Genomic DNA, 18509 nt, shown 5'->3' on the forward strand with positions numbered 1-18509 from the left:
ATCTAAGAGGCTTAAATTATTATGTCAGATGTAAATAACGTAACTTTAATAGGCAGACTTACTGCTGATCCAATGCTTAAATATTTGCCAAGCGGTAGTGCTGTGGTAGAGTTTTCTATAGCAAATAATTATTATGTAAGCACTAAAAATGCTAATGAGGTTAACTATTTTGACGTAGTTGCTTTTGGTAAGACAGCAGAAACTATAAGCAAATATTTAACTAAAGGTAAACAAATAGCTATTAATGGATCTTTAAGACAGGATAGATGGCAAGATAAAGATACAAATACTACAAAATCAAGAATTAGAATCATAGTTAATAGTATGCAAATGCTAGGTGCTAATAGTCAATCAATGGATACTACTTACACTCCTTCTCCTTCTGTTGGAGTCGGCGGTATGTCTGATGGTATTGATATAGGTAGTTTTTCTGACGATGATGATGTACCATTTTAATTAAATATTTGAGGAGATAAAATAATGGAATTAGAAAACACAGAAAATATAGAAAATACTTCTACTAATGAAGAAGAAAATAAAGCTAAAGCTGATAAAAAACAACATTTTAATAAAGAAGCTAATGAAAAAGATGTAGCTAGCAGAAAAAAATTCTTTAAGAAAAAAATATGTTATTTCTGCAAAAACAATATTGATGTATTAGATTATAAAGATATAAAATTATTAAAGAAATACGTTAAAGAAAGCGGAAAAATTATACCTAAACGCTTAAACGGAACTTGCTCTAAACATCAAAGATTAGTTACTAAAGCTATAAAGAGAGCTAGAAATATTGCTCTTCTTCCTTATGAAACTAAATATTAATAATTAGTTTTATAAATTTGATAAACTAGTTGATAATAATAACAGTCATTATATTTTATATATGATGGCTGTTTTTTTATTATAAATAAAATTAGTAAATTAATAAATTAGGATACATAAATGAAAAATATTTTTATTATATCGTTTACTGCACTATTACTGTTATTATCTTGCAATAAAAACTCTAACAAAAACATAGAATTAATAAATTGGGAAACTAATTATAATAGAGCATTAGAAAAAGCTGCAAAAGAAAATAAAGCTATAATGATAGATTTTTATACTGATTGGTGCACAATTTGTAAGATAATGGAGACAAATGTTTATTTAGATAAAAATGTTGCCTCTAATATTAACTATAACTTTGTGCCTTTAAAAATTAATGCTGAATATAATGATGAAAATATAAAATTTCTCACAAATAAATATAATATTAGTGCCTTTCCTACTACAGTACTCATAAATACAAATGGTTTTATTATAAAAAAGATATTAGGCTATATTGATACAAATGATTTACTTGAAGAGATAACAAATATAGAAATAAAAAGAGAAAATATTAATAGAGAGTTTGCAAATAATAATCCTAGTATAGAGAAATTAAAAATATATATAGACTCAGAGTATTATAAAGAAGCAGCAGAGATGTATGATGTACTTATAAAAGAAAACAAAATAGAAAAAAAGAAGACATACCAACATATTTAGTAGATATAGGAACATTATTATTTTATAATGAACAGTTTGACGAAGGCATTAATTATTTCAATGAAGTATTAAACAATTATAGTAATTCTCAAAAAGTATATGAAGCCATATATTTTAGCGGCATTTATAAAATAATTAATGGAGATAGAGAAGAAGGAATAAACTACCTAAAGAGCTTTACCAACAGTATAACAAATAATGAGTTAAAAAATCAATATATAGAAGCTATTGAATATTATGGAGAAGAATAAAGAAGTAAGGTTATAGTATAAAATTTTATATTTTTAAAATTTTAATGTTTTCAGGGCTTTGCCCTTTCGAAGCGTGCCCGTAGGGTAGCATTCCAGTTCTTTTGCCGATAGGCACCTACTCGGTATTGGTATAAAAGAAGCAAAAGAACTGCATTTATTAGCTTAAAACACAAGTATTATTTCATACTTAATACATATTCCTAAGATATTAGCTATAGTATATGCGTTTTCGCGAAGCGTGCCCGAATGGCAAAAACTTTTTGACGAAGTCCGCACAGCGAGAGCACAAAAAAGTTGATAATACTTTTAGGCAAATATAAAAATTGATAAAGTATAGTTACTTAAATACAAATTTAATTATTTACTTTATTAAATTTGTATTATTATAATTTATAGTAGTGAATGAATGAAGTCTTCCATCATTTCCGCTATAAACATTCAAATTAAGAGGGTCTATTTCCCATACTCTATCAACTACAAAGTTATAGTAATAAGGGCCTTGTTCTGCTCTTAAAGTTATAGTCCATAAATTGTTAGAATAAGTCATAGGATATCTTAAGCTGTCAAAACCTAATTTATCTGATGTAAACATCACCTCTAATGCAGTATCATTGCTGTAGAAAAATGTTACTGTGCCGTCTGCATTATATATAGGATTTCGTTCATAAAAACCAATATCTTCAGCTAATACAAAATAACTAACCTCTTGATTGTTGTTGTCATATTCTACGTTTGGATTTATAGGGTCATTAATCCACACACCATTAACTCTATATCTATATGAATATTCTCCAGCCTTTAGAGGAGTTTGCCACAAATAATAAAATATACCATAAGAGTTTTTTATAAGAGGTATGCTATCTTCCCAATTATTAAAATCTCCAGAAACTTCCACAGAATCATAATTTTCTGCAAAAGTAAATAATATACCGTCATCTACAACTCTAGGAGGTGTCACTTCTTGTATATTATAATATTTTAGTATCTCAGCATTTTGCATTCTAGCTTGATACTGTTCAATAGTCTCTTGAGTTCTATCGCCGCAAGATACAGCAGATATAAAAACTATAAATATAAAAATATAAAAACAAATCTTTTTCATCATCAACCCGTAATATTTAATTTTGATGTAACAGCTTTATCATCTTTTTTTGTAAAGTTTTTATCATAACTTTTATTATTATTAGAAGTAGAATTATTTTGAGTAGTCTGATTATTCTCTTCTTTTGATGTATTACTTATAGTATTGTTAGAAGATGACATTTTTTGCTCAACACTCTCCCAAGCACCTTTTAACTCTTGAAGATATTTTATAACTTCTAATATAGGCGGCTTAGTTTTAGATATATTTGCTTCTGTTAATCTTTGATTCATATAAGTATATATAGAAGCAAGTCTTTCAGCTATTTCTTTAGCATCATAGTTTAGAGAAGAGAGAAGTTCATATATAATCTCTTGAGCTTTCATTATATTATTATGAGCCTCTTCTGTGCCATGTTTTTTGTCCATAGCATTACAAGCATTCTCAAGAAACTTAATAGCACCGTCATAGAGCATAATAATCAGTCTATTTTGAGATGCTGTACTTACATCGATTTTTTTATATTTTTCGTAACCTTTATTAGTAGACAATTAAATCCCCCCATAAATTAATATTTATTATAAAATTATTATCGGAAAATAGAAAAAAGCATAAAATATTTTTTACTATTTTTTATAAAAGATGCATACATATACTATATTATACCGAAACAAGCATAATTTGTCAAAAATGAGATTTAATTTTTATGATATTTTTACATAAGTTGTTTTTTATATTAAATTAATAAAACTATTAAAAATAATTTAATAGCTAAAAGATTGTAATTTATATATTGTTAAACCCATGTCCCCTGAAACTCTAAAAGAATATTTATCTGGATAATACCTAGTAGTAAATACCATCTCTCCGTTATTTATAAATATCTCTATAGCTGAAGTATCTATTAATATTCTTATATTTTCTAACTTTTCTAAATAGGCACTTCTTTTGCCTCTGCCGCCTCCGATTTGTTTTCCTGTATCGCCTACAAACTCTAATATAAATTTATTTTCTTTATATTTAATAGAAACACCTTCAGAAATTAATAGTTCAAAATTATTAGAACATTTTATACTGTCAATTAAAACTTCATAAGAGTTAACATCATAAATTAAATTATCAGATAATGAAGAATAAGAACATTTATTTTCAAATATTTTTTTCTCTCTCAATTTTTCTAAACTTCTATGAGGTTTTTGATATAGTTTGCCATTTTTGAAACTTAATTCTCTTGCAACAGTTAAGCAATGCTGCCAGCCATAATGAACTGTTAAGTTTTTATGAGTCTCTTCAGTGTCAGGAACACCCATCCATCCTATAATAACTCTATTTCCATTTTCATCTAAAAAAGTCTGCGGAGCATAAAAGTCAAACCCTCTATCTAATACAGTAAAGCTTGTTGCTTCAACATACTCTTTATTTTTGTAATCATCATTAATTAAAAAATATCCAGAGAGATAGATATTTTCGTAAACACTATCGATTTGATTTACACCCTGCGGACAAGTAATTAAAATATTTTGCCCATCTAAATTAAACAAATCAGGACACTCCCACATATAACCAAATCTCTCTTTAGTGCTAATAGTGCTTATATGTTTCCAATTTCTTTTATCTTTTGAAGAAAATACTAACACCTCTCCAATATCATTATCCCTATCAGCTCCATATTTTCTTGCCCCTTGAACCATATAATAAGAATCCCCCTCTCTCCACACTTTAGGGTCTCTTATATGATTGGTAATACCTTTAGGATAATCTTTCATCTCCATTAAGCATTCTTTTTCAGAGAAATTAATACCATCATTTGAAACAATAAGCATAGTATTAGCCTCTCTTCCGCTTTCAATATAATCATGCTTCCCTAAAAGTTTTACATTGCCTGTATAATATATATATATCTTATCATCTTCTATAAAAGCAGAGCCAGAATATACTCCATGACAATCATATTTTTGGTCTGGATATAATGAAACTCCAATATATTTATAATTGATTAAGTCTTTAGTTGTATAATGACCCCAAAACTTTAATCCGCCATTAGCACTAAAAGGGGAATATTGAAAAAATATATGATACTCCCCCTTAAAGTAGGATAAAGCATTAGGGTCATTAAGCCAACCTACAGGAGGCATTAAATGAAAATTTAATCTCCATTTTTTATTTTCTTTATTAATATATTCTATTTCTTTTTGTTTTATTGCCTCTTCAAATACTTTAGCAACCAAGTTCATTTAATTATCCTTAATATATTTACGCCTATTATATATTTTTACTCTTCATCTTCTTGCATATACTCATCAGGCACACCAAAGAACCAAGTAATAGTGAAAGATAAAATAACAGTAATTAAAGCAACAGCAATATAACCTATTAATTGTTTACTATCATAAATATAAAGCAATACCCCCGGTATACCAGTAACACCATTAGCAGTAGCCTGTAAGTTTAATAATCTAGCAATTAAACCTGTTATACCAGCAGCAATAGCACCGCAAACCATAGGCTTTATTCCATATCTTATATTGATACCAAATATAGCAGGCTCTGTTATACCAAGCCAAGCTGATAATGTAGCTCCATAACCCATAGCTTTTACAGTTTTTCTTCTAGTTTTTAATGTAACAGCCAAACAAGCAGCACCAGCAGCTAAATTAGCAACAGATAAAAGAGGATTGATTGGGTTTAGAGTGGTAGCAGCAAGAAAAGATATCTCTATTAAATTCATTATATGATGAACACCAGTAACAACTATAAATATTATTCCAAAACCTATTATAAATCCGCCAATTCCAAAAGGTAATGATAAAGAGAAATTAATAGCTACTAATATCCACTGTTCAACTATATGGAAAATTGGTCCAATTACAGCTAAAGATAATATAAGCATTATAAGCAAAGTTAAAAAAGGAGTAGCTAGTATATCTATTATATTAGGTATAATTTTTCTTAAATTTAATTCCACTTTAGAGCCTATAATACCAGCGATTAGAGCAGGAAGTATGCTTCCTTGATAACCCACTATAGGTATAAAATTAAAAAGCATAATAGGTTTCACACCGCTGTCAGGGTTAGCAACCAAATATGCATTAGGCAAAGCAGGAGAAACAAGCATTAATCCAAGTAATATACCCAATATAGGAGAGCCGCCAAATACTCTGAATGTTGACCAACATACCAAAGCAGGCAAAAATGCAAATGTTGTTTCTGTAAGAACACTCATAAATGTCATAACAGAAACGGGTATGTCTGCAACTTGTAAATTAAACATTCCTAAAAAACTGTCATTAATTAAAGCACCTTTAAGACCCAAAAATAAACCTGTTGCAATCATAGCAGGCATTATAGGTACAAACACATCAGCAAATATACGAATAAACTTTCTAAAGCTGTTTTTTTCTGTAGATTTCTTTGTTTCTTCTGTATTTTGTTTTGCTGCTCCCTCAACTCCTAAATTAACAACCTCAGCATAAACCTTATTTACAACACCAGTACCCAATATTATCTGATACTGCCCAGAATTAAAAAACACTCCCTTAACCCCATCTATCTTTTGTATATCTGAGTCTTTGATAGTCTCTCTGTTTTTTACTACTAATCTTAATCTAGTAGCACAGAAAGTAGCAGAGATAATATTATCTTTGTCTACTACTTTAATAATTTCTTCAGCGGTTTTTTTGTAATTGATAGCCATAATAAAATCCTATTAATATTTGTGTAATCGGTTACATATTATTGTATCATCTTTTACTATTCTGTCAACCACAATTATAGAAATTTTATAAAAAATAAATCAATATATTTGATTTTTAATATAAAAGATATATACTCTCATAAAAACAACATATAAGAAGAGTATCATTTAATGAAAACAGAAAATAAAAAAATAACAATGAAAGAAATAGCAGAACTTGCAGGAGTAACAAAGACTACAATATCAAGATATTATAACGGCGGATATGTAAAAAAAGAAACTAAAGAGAAAATAGCTAAAATAATAAAAAAATATAATTATGAACCTAATACTTTTGCAAGATTAAAAGCAAGAAGAAGCTACATGATAGGAATTATAGTACCAGCTTTAGATTCAATAATTACATCTAGGGTACTAACTGGCTTAGAAAAAACTTTTAGAGAAAAAAATTATATGCCAATAATTATGAACACAAATCATGAAAACGAATTAGAACTTAAATATATAGAAAAACTAAAAAGATTAAATGTTGATGGAATAGTATTAAGTGCCACATATATTACAGATGAACATAAGAAAATATTAAAAAAATTAGATATACCTGTTGTAATTTATGGGCAAGAATATGCTGATGGTATAAGCATAATTAATGATGATTATAATGCGGGTATTGAGATAGGAGAATATATTGCTAAGAGAAATCATAAAAATATAGGATTTATTAGTGTTGATAAAAAAGATGTTGCTATTGGAGTTAATAGAAAAAATGGCGTTATATGCGGTCTAAAAAAATATGGAATAAAAAATATAAATATTGAATTAGCAGATTTTTCTTATGATAGTGCCAAAATTGCAGCTAAAAATTTATTAAAAAACAAAAAATTGGATGCTATAATATGTTCTACAGATAGGCAAGCACATAGTGTTTATATGGTGGCAAAAGAAGTAGGGCTTAAAATTCCAGATGATATATCTGTAATATCTTTCGGAGGATATGAGATTGATGAAATAATAGAGCCTGAACTCTCTACAATAAAATTTGATTCATTAAATGCTGGTGTATCTGCCGCTAATACTCTAATAAATTTAATTAATAATATAGAAGTAGAAAAAGTATTTTATGTTGATTACAAGTTTATAGAAGGCAAAAGTGTGAAATAAGGCTTTATGTATACTCAAAATTTATAAAAAATTAGTTAGTTTTTTATGACTTAACTAAATGTCTATAGTATTTTTATAAAAACCAAAAAAGTTATTTTCAGCTAAAAATAATTGTATTATTTTTGATCTTTTTTTTTAATAATTTTTATAATAATAACACATACTAATATCGCTATTATAAAAGGCAAAGCAAAAATAAAAGAAATATTAGGCGAAGCAGAAGCCCCATCAAATTTAATGGCATAAAACATATAACCATAATTAAAAGCCACAACAGTAACCATCATATAAGAAAATATATATGCTATAATTCTAATAGTTTTTATAATTCTTTCTTTGTTATTCATTTATCAATCTCTTTTAATATCTTATTAATAAGAAAAAGTTTAAATATAAAAAATCCCAACAGAAAAATCTATTGGGATAAAAATATATAATATATACCCGGCAACGTTCTACTCTCCCGTAAAGCTACCCTTACAGTACCATCGACGATGAAAGGCTTAACTGCCGTGTTCGGAATGGGAACGGGTGTATCACTTTCTCTATGGTCACCGAAATAATATTAGCAAATTAAAGAACAACTTATTGATGATATTGCCAGATATATAGGAGCGTAGATTGTCTCATTCTTGTTATATGTTTTCTTTTTGTTTGTTAAGAAGAAAACGATAATATGGTCAAGCCATTGGTCTGATTAGTGCTGCTCAGCTGAACAGGTATTTCTTCCCTGCTTACACTTGCAGTCTATCAACGTCGTAGTCTCCAACGAAACTCATAGGGAAAATTAATCTTGAAGGAGGCTTCCCACTTAGATGCTTTCAGCGGTTATCCCGTCCGCACATAGCTACTCTGCGATGCTCTTGGCAGAACAACAGATACACCAGAGGTGCGTTCATTTCGGTCCTCTCGTACTAAAAATGACTCTTCTCAATTTTCCAACGCCCGCAACGGATAGGGACCAAACTGTCTCACGACGTTCTGAACCCAGCTCGCGTACCGCTTTAATTGGCGAACAGCCAAACCCTTGGGACCTGCTCCAGCCCCAGGATGCGATGAGCCGACATCGAGGTGCCAAACCTCCCCGTCGATATGAACTCTTGGGGGAGATAAGCCTGTTATCCCCGGAGTACCTTTTGTCCGTTTAGCGATGGCCCTTCCACTCGGGACCACCGGATCACTAAGACCTGCTTTCGCACCTGCTCGAGATGTCTCTCTCGCAGTTAAGCCACCTTATGCCTTTATACTCTACTACCGATTTCTATTCGGTTTGAGGTGACCTTTGCACGCCTCCGTTACTCTTTAGGAGGCGACCGCCCCAGTCAAACTACCCGCCTGACAATGTCCGACTGCCGGATAACGGCTAATCGTTAGAATCCCATTTTGCGAAGGATGGTATTTCAACGATGGCTCCATGAAAGCTGGCGCTCCCACTTCAAAGCCTCCCATCTATTCTACACATCACAAAACAAAACTCAATGTCAAGTTATAGTAAAGGTTCACGGGGTCTTTCCGTCCTGTTGCGGGTAATCAGCATCTTCACTGATAATTCAATTTCACCGAGTTCTTCCCCGAGACAGTGCCCGGATCGTTACACCATTCGTGCAGGTCGGAACTTACCCGACAAGGAATTTCGCTACCTTAGGACCGTCATAGTTACGGCCGCCGTTTACTGGGGCTTCAATTCGAAGCTTCGCTTGCGCTAACCTCTCCTTTTAACCTTCCAGCACTGGGCAGGTGTCAATCCCTATACATCCATTTACATGTTTGCAGAGATCTGTGTTTTTGTTAAACAGTCGGCCAGGCCTTTTCACTGCGACTCTCCTCCCAATATTGCTACTGAGATTCAAGCGTCTCTTTTTCCGAAGTTACAAGACTAATTTGCAGAGTTCCTTAGGGAAGATTATCTCGAGCGCCTTAGAATACTCATCTCACCCACCTGTGTCGGTTTACGGTACGATTATAATATGCCTAACCTTAGAAATTATTTCTAGACAGCCTAATTCACGCAACTTCCTGAACCCGAAAGCCCAGTCACTATCCACCTCAACCTTAAAGCAGCAAGCATTTTACTCACCACAAGTCTCGGCTATTCGACGAGGATAACCATCACCTCGCGTACGCAAACAATCTGTGTCATTCCATCGAAACATACTATAGTACAGGAATATTTACCTGTTTCCCATCGACTACGCTTTTCAGCCTCATCTTAGGGGTCGACTAACCCTAGGCAGATTAGCTTTACCTAGGAAACCTTGGGTTTGCGGCGAACGGGTTTCTCACCCGTTTTCTCGTTACTCATGCCTGCATCCTCACTTCTTATACCTCCAGCATACCTTACGATACACCTTCGACGGCTTAAAGAACGCTCTCCTACCAATCATAGATTAACTCTATAATTCCCTAGCTTCGGTACTATGTTTGAGCCCCGTTACATTTTCGGCGCAAAAACACTCGACCAGTGAGCTGTTACGCACTCTTTAAAGGAATGGCTGCTTCTAAGCCAACCTCCTGGCTGTTTAAGTATTCTCACATCCTTTCCCACTTAACATAGATTTTGGGACCTTAGCTGAGGATCTGGGCTGTTTCCCTTTTGACAATGACGCTTATCCGCCGCTGTCTAACTGCCATGCTCTTAACTTACGGTATTCGGAGTTTAGTTGGGTTTGGTACCCGGTTAAGGGCCCTAGTCCATTTAGTGCTCTACCCCCGCAAGTAAACACATAACGCTGCCCCTAAAGACATTTCGGAGAGAACCAGCTATCTCCAAGTTTGATTAGCCTTTCACTCCTACCCACAAGTCATCCAAAGCCTTTTCACGGCCACTGGTTCGCACCTCCACTCAATGTTACTCGAGTTTCGCACTGCTCATAGGTAGATCACTTGGCTTCGGGTCGTATAGCATGCAACTAATTTCGCCCTATTAAGGCTCGCTTTCACTACGACTACAAGGCTATTACCTCTTAATCTCGCTACATACTATAAGTCGCAGGCTCATTCTACAAAAGGCACGCCATCAGGCCATCTACTATTGCTAGCAGGGTTCCCTCTGACTACTTGTAAGCTTAAGGTTTCAGGTTCTATTTAATAACCCTCAACGGGAGACTTTTCACCTTTCCCTCACGGTACTCTACACTATTGGTCACTGGTTAGTATTTTGCCTTGGATAGTGGTCTACCCAGATTCAAACAGGGTTTCACGTGCCCCGCCCTACTCAGGTACGGCAAAACCTTGTATATATGATTTCGTGTACAGGGCTATCACCCACTATGGCCTGCTTTTCCAAAACAGTTCCACTATCATACATAACAAAGTCGATATATGTAAGTATACCACTCGCCGCCCTACAACACCGCAATAACAACGCCTTACAACTTGACATTATTACGGTTTAGGCTCTTCCCCTTTCGCTCGCCACTACTGAGGGAATCTCAATTTTGATTACTCTTCCTCCAGGTACTTAGATGTTTCAGTTCCCTGGGTGTCGCCTTATACACCTATGGATTCAGTGTATAATATAGAAGGTTTACTTCTATAGGTTTTCCCATTCGGTGATCTACGGATCATAGAATATTTGCTTCTCCCCGTAGCTTATCGCAGCTTGTCACGACCTTCATCGCCTTCCAGTGCCTAGGCATCCACCTTAAGCCCTTACTTACTTGACCATATTATCCTTTTCTTCTTATCTCTAAGCTTCTAAGTTTAATACGTCTTGAATGAGACTTCTTAGCTAATTAAAGCTGTTTCTTCTAATTCTTTAGTAACGTCCGCTTAATTGTTTCTACTCTAAGACACACAATCTAATTGTGTTTTCTTTTTTATCAAGTGAAGATTTTTATAATCGCTGACTTTCCGCTTCTTAATTGGAAAATACTTTATAAAAATCTACGCTCTTATATATCTGTCAAAGATCATCTTTTGTTTCTCATTGATGTTTTTTATTTATCATCAATGTTTTATTAGTATAGCATGCAGCCAAAAAAACGCAATACTATTTTTGCCGTTAAATACAAAATTTTTTCATTTTTTTCTTAAAAAAGCCTATATATTATACATTTTATACATATTTTTAAACCCAAATTCAAAAAATTAAATTAAATTAAAATTAAAACAAAATATTAACCCAAAAATTCGCTTTTTTTTACGAAAAAACTTATAATTGTATTATTATTTTTAACTAATTTTTGAGAGTTTGATATGAATATACCCGAAGAAAATGGAATAAAAAATCTTACACCAAATACTACTATATATCATGAAGGTGAAAAAATTAAAAACATTTCTATTGTAACTAAAGGTGAAATTGATGTTTATATATCTTCTAGAGATTTAATCGGCATAGAAGATGAAGAAGAAATCATGAAATATAGCTGTAAACTTTTTTCTATACCTAGAAATATTATGATTGGAATTGGATCATTTATATACGATTCTAATTATATATTTTCTTTCAAATCTAAAAATAATAATGAAATATATACAATTAATATTCCTGATATAGAATATATAAAAACATTTTTTAACAGCAATAAAACATATATGACAAATATGTATCATTCGCTTGCTTATCTTATAATGAAAACTTATGATGAGTATATTAAAATAAAAAAAATTAATGATGAGATTAGAATAATAACTACAAATCTTGGTGTTATGTATTTTAATTTAAATGCTAAAAACAGAAATATTAAATCTGAATTGTTTCTAAAAACAAAAGAAATTTTTGAATATGCTACAAATGATGGCTTTAATTTCCCTATTGATTTTGACTCTGATTTTATAAAAGAAGACCATGAAAAGATATATAATAATAAAAATAAAATCATTGAAAAAAATGAAAAATTAGAATTTGAAATTGAATATATAAAAAGATTTTTAACTATGCCTAAAGAAATTAAATCTTCTTTCTTTGGGTATGATGTTAATATGACTTTATCTGCTACTGCTATATTATACGAAACTTTAAAAGATATAGCTTATATGCTTAAATCTGAATTTATAAGCACTATGGAAAATATAGCTTTTCTATATTCAAATAATCAAGAATCTTTATTTAGTGAATATTCTAAAATGGCTTTTGAATTAGAAAAACAAGGTAAAAGTTATGAAGTATGGGCTAGATATTCTAGATATATAGCAAATACTACAAAAGATATATGCAAAAAAATTAAAAATAAATATGACTATGATTTAAATATAGACATAGATGAATTAGAAAATAGTATAAAAAAACTTACAGAAAATATAAACTCAAACAATGATGAAACTAGCGAAGAAAATAATGTTCAAGTAATTATGGGTGTGGAAGATATTCCTGAAGAAATTAAAAACCCTAGCAAAAAAATAATAGAAATAGCAGGAATACCTGAGGATAGAGCTTCTACATTCTTCAAATCTTTAAATGCATTCAAAAAATTAAAAGATAAATTTAGCACTGAAGATGATGCTAGAAAAATTAGAAGAAGTGTTACAAATGTATTCTTTGAAGTTTATAAAGAAATAGCTAAAAAATACATCATAAACAATGAAAAAAGTAAATTACTCTCTATGTTCCTAAACTTCGGATATATGGACGATCAATTACTTACACCAAATCAAATTGTTGATCTCTATGAAGTGAAAGACAAAACATCTACTAAAAGAATTAATGTATATTATATAGACGAATGGCTTCAAAAAATTTATGATAAAGAAGAACCTCCTTCTGTTAATGGTTTTGGTCAAGACTATAGAGAAGCTTTGAGAGAAATGAAAAAAAGAGGAACTATCAGCGACCAAGAATTAGAAGAGCATTGGGAAAGCCCTCTTAAAAGACTTGAATACGAAATAGAAAATATGATTGAAACTACTCATAGATTATGTTATGGTCAAATAAGTGTTTACTTCCCTATTCTTCATAAAGATATGATTATTAAAGATTTCAAAGACTCTTTAATAAAAAGAGAGACTATGGAAAACACTTTAAACTCTATATTAGAAATAGATTTTTCTGCATTCTACAGAGAAGTTTTATATAAAAATAAAGATTTAAACATTGAAAAAGAACTTGTTATGCAGGAAGTATTGCCAAACATTATATTAATGCCTACATACGGTTCTCGTGCTATAATGTGGGAAGAGCTTTCAAGCAGACAAAAAAATAGTACAGCAAGATTCCTACTTCCCATATTTACATCAGAAGATTTAGAAGGTTTAACTCTACCTATGATGGGTGCTTTTAGATGGGAGCTTTGTAAAACTATGCTTGGACCTGCTTGGAATGATATTACTCAAATGTCTATTACTTCAGAGTACAGCGATTATATTCAGTTCTACAAGAAAAACAGAAATCTCTCTGATGATGCTAAAGAAAAATTAAAAGTACAAATAAAAAAATGCAGAAACAATTTGAGAGAAGTATTTGTTTCAGATTATGTTATATGGATTAAATACGAAAGCAAGGGTATTATGCGTTTAAACAGAGTGGCAAGAGGTATTCTATACAGACAAGTTCCTTTTGCTAAAAACATAAGAGATGAGCTTGAAAAGCAGCCTATGTTTGCTGATATGGCTAATAGATTTAAAAACATAAGAAATAAAAAAGCTACTGAATTAGAAAATAGATATTTCAAATTCACTAAAACAGGTAATCCTTTGCCTGAAGAGCTGCAAAATCATATAGATTTTTATAAGAAAATGTAACTATTGTAAAATTGACAAAAAAAGCAATTTTATATATAATATTACTCTATATAATATTTTTTCAAAAAATTTAATTTCTATTTTTTATGGAGATAAGAAAATGCAGCTTAACAAAAATATATTAGAAGTACCATATTCACTAATAAGAGGACTCACAGAAAAAGCAGAAAAAAAAGAAGGCAGTATAATGCTTACAATAGGAGAACCAGATTTACAGCCTCCAAAAGAATTAATTGATTATGGATGCGAATATGCTCAAACTCATGCTCTTCCATACACTCAATCTGGCGGAAGCGAACATTTAAGAGATTTGGTTGCTAAGCATTATAATAAATATTATGGTTCGAATGTTAATGCAAACAACATCACTATGCATATTGGTTCTATGGAAGGTATATCATCTATATTTAGAACTATATTAAACATTGATGATGAAGTAATAATACCTACTCCATTTTTCTCACCATATGAACAGGCAGTAAAATTATCTTATGGTAAAGTGGTATTTTTAGACACAAGAGAAGACAATCTTGTATTAAAGCCAGAAAAGATAGAAAAAGTTATAACAAATAAAACAAAAGCAATTCTTTTTAGTAACCCCGGAAACCCATCTGGATATATGCTAAAAAAAGAAGAGGTAGATGAACTTGTAAAATATTTTGAGAAAAAAGATATATTTGTTATAGCCGATGAAATATATTCTGCTATATCATTTTATCATTTTACATCATTTGCTTCTTATCCTTCTATTAAAGATAAAGTGATAGTATTAAATGGTTTTTCAAAGTCACATTCTATGACTGGTTGGCGAATAGGATACAGCATTACTCCAGAAGATGTGAGAAAATATTTAGTTAATGCTAGTTTTAATAATGTGGGCAGTATGGTTAGTTTATCTTGTGCTATTGCTGAGTATGCTTTAGAAAAATATCCTATGATAGAAAGCTTTAGAGATATTTATAAAGAGAGGGCTTTTACTATGTCAAAAGAATTAACAGATTTAGGTTTTGATGTAATAGAGCCTAGGGGAGCTTTTTATTTATTTGTAGGATACAGTAAATTTTCTAAAGAGCCTTCGCTTGATTTTTCTATGAGACTACTAGATGAAACAGGTGTTGCTGTTGTACCCGGTATTGCTTTTGGAAGTGAAAATTATTTTAGAATAGCTCTAACTCAGGATATACCTGTATTAAAAGAGGCTGTTAAGAGAATAAAAGATTTTTTAAATAAATAAAATATTAAATAAAATAATAAAAAATAATATAATGGGGCTTTTTTAGCCCCTTGTTTTTTGGATAGTGTTTTAATTTTTTATCAATAAATATGGTTATATATATTTAAAAAATAACTATTATATTGCTTATTATTTTTTATATTTAAAAATATGTTATAAAAATATATTAAATTTTGACAAAATAATTAGTTTGTTTATAATGTAAAAACATATTTTGGAGAAAATAAAATGAGTGAAAACAATGAAAATAAAAATGATAATATAGAAAACAATGAAAATAAAATTGAAAACGAAACTATTGAAACAACTCAAGAAAACAATTCTGATAATGTTGTATCAATAGTTGAAGATAAACTTCCATCAAGACTAATAATAATACCTGTGATGGGAAAGCCATTATTTCCAGGACTTTATGCACCATTTCCAATACCAGCTTCTCAGGCTAATGCTGTAAATAAAGCTATTGCAGAAAATGATGGTTTTTTAGGACTTAATTTATATATACAAGATGAACCAAGAGACATAAAAAAAACAAGCATAGATGAAATATATAAAGTAGGCGTTGTTGTAAAAGTATTTAAAAAACTTAATCTTCCAGACGGCGGGCTTAATCTTCTTATTAATTCAATTAAAAGATATAAAATAATTAGATACATTTCTACAGACCCTGTAATTAGAGCAGAGCCATTATATATACCAGACATAATGACAACAAACAACGATAAAGAAGCAAAAGAAATAAAAGCATATACAAGAGCTTTACTTTCTGAGGTAAAATCATTAAGCGAGAGCAATCCGCTTTTTACAGAAGAGATGCGTCTTACTATGGTGAATGTTGATGATCCTGGTAAATTAGCAGATTTTGTTACTTCTATGATAAACGTAGAAAGAGCTAATCAGCAGGAAATATTAGAGACTTTTGATGTGCAGGAGAGATTAGAAAAAGTTTTACTTCTTTTGCAAAAAGAGAGAGAAATAACAAAAATTCAGCAAAAAATTCAAGGAAGCATTAACTCTAAAATACAAAAACAGCAAAGAGATTATTTCTTAAAAGAGCAATTAAAAGAGATAAAAAAAGAATTAGGATATGACACTGACCCAAAACAAAAAGATATAGATAAATATAAAAAAGAGTTAAAAGAATTAAAAATTGTAGATGAAGTAAGAGAGAGAATGGAGCAAGAAATAGAAAAGATTTCAACAATAGATACACATTCTCCAGAGTATACTGTGTCAAAAAATTATCTTGATACATTGTTTGCATTGCCTTGGAACAAAGAAAATAAAGAGAGAGAAGACATTACAAAAAGCAAAAAAATATTAGATAGAGACCATTATGGTTTGGAAGATGTAAAAGAGAGAATATACGAATTTTTGGCAGTGAGAAAACTAAATCCAGAGAAAAAATCTTCAATACTATGTTTTGTAGGCCCTCCGGGAGTTGGTAAAACATCAATAGGAAAAAGCATTGCTGAGGCATTAGACAGACCATTCTTTAGATTCTCACTAGGCGGTATGAGAGATGAAGCAGAAATTAAAGGACACAGAAGAACATATATTGGTGCTATGCCCGGTAAAATAATTGAGGCTCTAAAAATTGTTAAATCTAAAAACCCAGTTTTAATGCTTGATGAAATAGATAAATTAGGTGCGAGCTTTCAGGGAGACCCTTCCAGTGCATTGCTTGAAGTATTAGACCCAGAGCAGAACTCTTCTTTTAGAGACCATTATCTTGATTTGCCTTTTGATTTATCTAATATTTTGTTTATTACAACAGCAAACACATTAGACACTATTCCAAGACCTTTGCTTGATAGAATGGAAGTAATTAGACTATCAGGCTACATCATGGAAGAGAAACTAAAAATTGCTGCAAAATATATAATACCAAGACAATTAAAAGCACATGGTTTGATTGCTAAAAATGTTAAGTTTACAAACAAGGCAATAGCAGATATAGTTAATGGTTATGCTAGAGAAGCGGGTGTTCGTAACTTCGAGAGAATGATAGAGAAAATATGCAGAAAAATTGCTGCTGATGTAGTGTCAAGCAACAAAGAAAATTATAACATAATGGTAGATTCTAAAGATTTAGAAAAGTACTTAAAAAAGCCAATATTCACAGAAGACTTTACAGAAAAAGATTTAAAACCGGGAAATGCAATAGGTTTAGCTTGGACTTCTATGGGCGGGGCTACTTTAACTATAGAATCTATAAAAGTACAAGAGAAAAAAGATGCTGGTAATATAAACATAACAGGTCAGCTTGGGGAAGTGATGACAGAGAGTGTGCAGATTGCCTATAGCTATGTAAAAAGTGTTGCTAAAAATTATGGTGTTGATGAGAATTATTTTAATGATGCTATAATACACTTGCACATACCAGAAGGTGCTACTCCAAAAGACGGTCCTTCTGCTGGTATTACTTTAGCTACTGCTTTATTATCACTTGCTATGAATAAAGTTATTAGAAATGACACTGCTATGACAGGCGAGCTTTCTCTCAATGGAAAAGTGCTTCCTATCGGAGGTCTTAAAGAAAAAACTATAGCTGCTAAGAGATTAGGCTTTATTAAGCATATTATAATACCTTTTGAAAATAAAAGAGATTTAGATGAAATACCTGATAAAGTTAAAAGCTCTCTTATTTTTCACCCTGTAAAAGATGTAGAAGAGGTGTTTGATTTTATGTTTAAATTAAATAAGTCTAATAAAAAAACTGATAAAGCATCAAGTAAATCCCAAAAAGCAAAAAAATAATCATTAAAATATTTATATTTAAAAGGTTTGAACTTAAAAGTTTGAGCCTTTTTTGTTATTGATTTTATTTATTATTAATTTAGAATAGATAAATTGTATATAAAAAATAATAATCTA

12 protein-coding genes and 2 rRNA genes are annotated in these 18509 nt (G+C 30.8%); 7 read left to right on the top strand and 7 right to left on the bottom strand.

Translation table 11 applies throughout. The features are described 5' to 3' along the window. Positions 1–21: 21 nt before the first annotated feature. From GQX97_RS11100 to GQX97_RS11110, 3 genes are all read left to right on the top strand, one after another. On the top strand, positions 22–456 hold the full coding sequence (locus tag GQX97_RS11100) for a single-stranded DNA-binding protein (RefSeq protein ID WP_157152021.1): 435 nt from the start codon (positions 22–24) through the stop codon (positions 454–456). Positions 457–480: 24 nt separating this feature from the next. Then, on the top strand, positions 481–822 hold the full coding sequence (gene rpsR / locus GQX97_RS15090; protein WP_157152022.1) for a 30S ribosomal protein S18: 342 nt from the start codon (positions 481–483) through the stop codon (positions 820–822). Between the two features lie 120 nt (positions 823–942). Beyond that, a complete protein-coding gene (locus GQX97_RS11110) occupies positions 943–1530 on the top strand; it encodes a thioredoxin family protein (protein WP_232473330.1) in 588 nt (195 codons plus the stop codon). Positions 1531–2142: 612 nt separating this feature from the next. On the opposite strand, the gene GQX97_RS11115 is transcribed toward GQX97_RS11110, so the two are convergent. The 4 genes from GQX97_RS11115 to GQX97_RS11130 all read right to left on the bottom strand — a co-directional run bounded on the left by GQX97_RS11115 (position 2143) and on the right by GQX97_RS11130 (position 6556). Further along, entirely contained in the window at positions 2143–2883 is a 741-nt protein-coding gene (locus GQX97_RS11115) for a protein kinase (protein ID WP_198391219.1), read from the bottom strand. 2 nt (positions 2884–2885) lie between these two features. Beyond that, complete coding sequence (gene fliS, locus GQX97_RS11120) at positions 2886–3413, bottom strand: flagellar export chaperone FliS (RefSeq protein ID WP_157152024.1); 528 nt, start codon at positions 3411–3413, stop codon at positions 2886–2888. Positions 3414–3626: 213 nt separating this feature from the next. Next, entirely contained in the window at positions 3627–5096 is a 1470-nt protein-coding gene (locus GQX97_RS11125; protein ID WP_157152025.1) for a sucrose-6-phosphate hydrolase, read from the bottom strand. A gap of 38 nt (positions 5097–5134) precedes the next feature. Further along, complete coding sequence (locus GQX97_RS11130; RefSeq protein WP_157152026.1) at positions 5135–6556, bottom strand: PTS transporter subunit EIIC; 1422 nt, start codon at positions 6554–6556, stop codon at positions 5135–5137. Between the two features lie 171 nt (positions 6557–6727). Here GQX97_RS11130 and GQX97_RS11135 point away from each other — a divergent pair, with 171 nt between their 5' ends. Next, positions 6728–7717 (top strand): LacI family DNA-binding transcriptional regulator, encoded by a 990-nt coding sequence (locus GQX97_RS11135; protein ID WP_157152027.1) that lies wholly within the window; start codon positions 6728–6730, stop codon positions 7715–7717. A gap of 116 nt (positions 7718–7833) precedes the next feature. Here GQX97_RS11135 and GQX97_RS11140 read toward each other — a convergent pair whose 3' ends face one another. The 3 genes from GQX97_RS11140 to GQX97_RS11150 form a co-directional block, all read right to left on the bottom strand. Further along, a complete protein-coding gene (locus GQX97_RS11140) occupies positions 7834–8064 on the bottom strand; it encodes a hypothetical protein (RefSeq protein WP_157152028.1) in 231 nt (76 codons plus the stop codon). A gap of 95 nt (positions 8065–8159) precedes the next feature. Beyond that, positions 8160–8276, bottom strand: a 5S ribosomal RNA gene (gene rrf / locus GQX97_RS11145). A gap of 117 nt (positions 8277–8393) precedes the next feature. Continuing rightward, positions 8394–11382 (bottom strand): 23S ribosomal RNA (locus GQX97_RS11150). A 532-nt stretch (positions 11383–11914) separates the two neighbouring features. Between GQX97_RS11150 and GQX97_RS11155 the strand changes: the two genes are divergently transcribed. From GQX97_RS11155 to lon, 3 genes are all read left to right on the top strand, one after another. Beyond that, the gene (locus tag GQX97_RS11155; RefSeq protein WP_157152029.1) at positions 11915–14398 is read left to right on the top strand and encodes a Crp/Fnr family transcriptional regulator; all 2484 of its coding nucleotides are present in this window, start codon (positions 11915–11917) and stop codon (positions 14396–14398) included. A 100-nt stretch (positions 14399–14498) separates the two neighbouring features. After that, positions 14499–15632 carry a pyridoxal phosphate-dependent aminotransferase gene (locus GQX97_RS11160; protein ID WP_157152030.1) on the top strand — a complete coding sequence of 378 codons (1134 nt, stop codon included), beginning with the start codon at positions 14499–14501 and terminating at the stop codon, positions 15630–15632. 228 nt (positions 15633–15860) lie between these two features. Further along, on the top strand, positions 15861–18392 hold the full coding sequence (gene lon / locus GQX97_RS11165; protein WP_157152031.1) for an endopeptidase La: 2532 nt from the start codon (positions 15861–15863) through the stop codon (positions 18390–18392). Positions 18393–18509: the final 117 nt, after the last annotated feature.

The sequence above is a fragment of the Brachyspira sp. SAP_772 genome (genome assembly GCF_009755885.1).
Lineage (GTDB): Bacteria > Spirochaetota > Brachyspiria > Brachyspirales > Brachyspiraceae > Brachyspira.

Excerpts from the sequence above, each read along its gene's own strand:
- GQX97_RS11100 (WP_157152021.1), top strand. The coding sequence starts at position 22 with ATGTCAGATGTAAATAACGTAACTTTAATAGGCAGACTTACTGCTGAT.
- rpsR (WP_157152022.1), top strand. The coding sequence starts at position 481 with ATGGAATTAGAAAACACAGAAAATATAGAAAATACTTCTACTAATGAA.
- GQX97_RS11110 (WP_232473330.1), top strand. The coding sequence starts at position 943 with ATGAAAAATATTTTTATTATATCGTTTACTGCACTATTACTGTTATTA.
- GQX97_RS11115 (WP_198391219.1), bottom strand. The coding sequence starts at position 2,883 with ATGAAAAAGATTTGTTTTTATATTTTTATATTTATAGTTTTTATATCT.
- GQX97_RS11125 (WP_157152025.1), bottom strand. The coding sequence starts at position 5,096 with ATGAACTTGGTTGCTAAAGTATTTGAAGAGGCAATAAAACAAAAAGAA.
- GQX97_RS11130 (WP_157152026.1), bottom strand. The coding sequence starts at position 6,556 with ATGGCTATCAATTACAAAAAAACCGCTGAAGAAATTATTAAAGTAGTA.
- GQX97_RS11135 (WP_157152027.1), top strand. The coding sequence starts at position 6,728 with ATGAAAACAGAAAATAAAAAAATAACAATGAAAGAAATAGCAGAACTT.
- GQX97_RS11140 (WP_157152028.1), bottom strand. The coding sequence starts at position 8,064 with ATGAATAACAAAGAAAGAATTATAAAAACTATTAGAATTATAGCATAT.
- GQX97_RS11155 (WP_157152029.1), top strand. The coding sequence starts at position 11,915 with ATGAATATACCCGAAGAAAATGGAATAAAAAATCTTACACCAAATACT.
- GQX97_RS11160 (WP_157152030.1), top strand. The coding sequence starts at position 14,499 with ATGCAGCTTAACAAAAATATATTAGAAGTACCATATTCACTAATAAGA.
- lon (WP_157152031.1), top strand. The coding sequence starts at position 15,861 with ATGAGTGAAAACAATGAAAATAAAAATGATAATATAGAAAACAATGAA.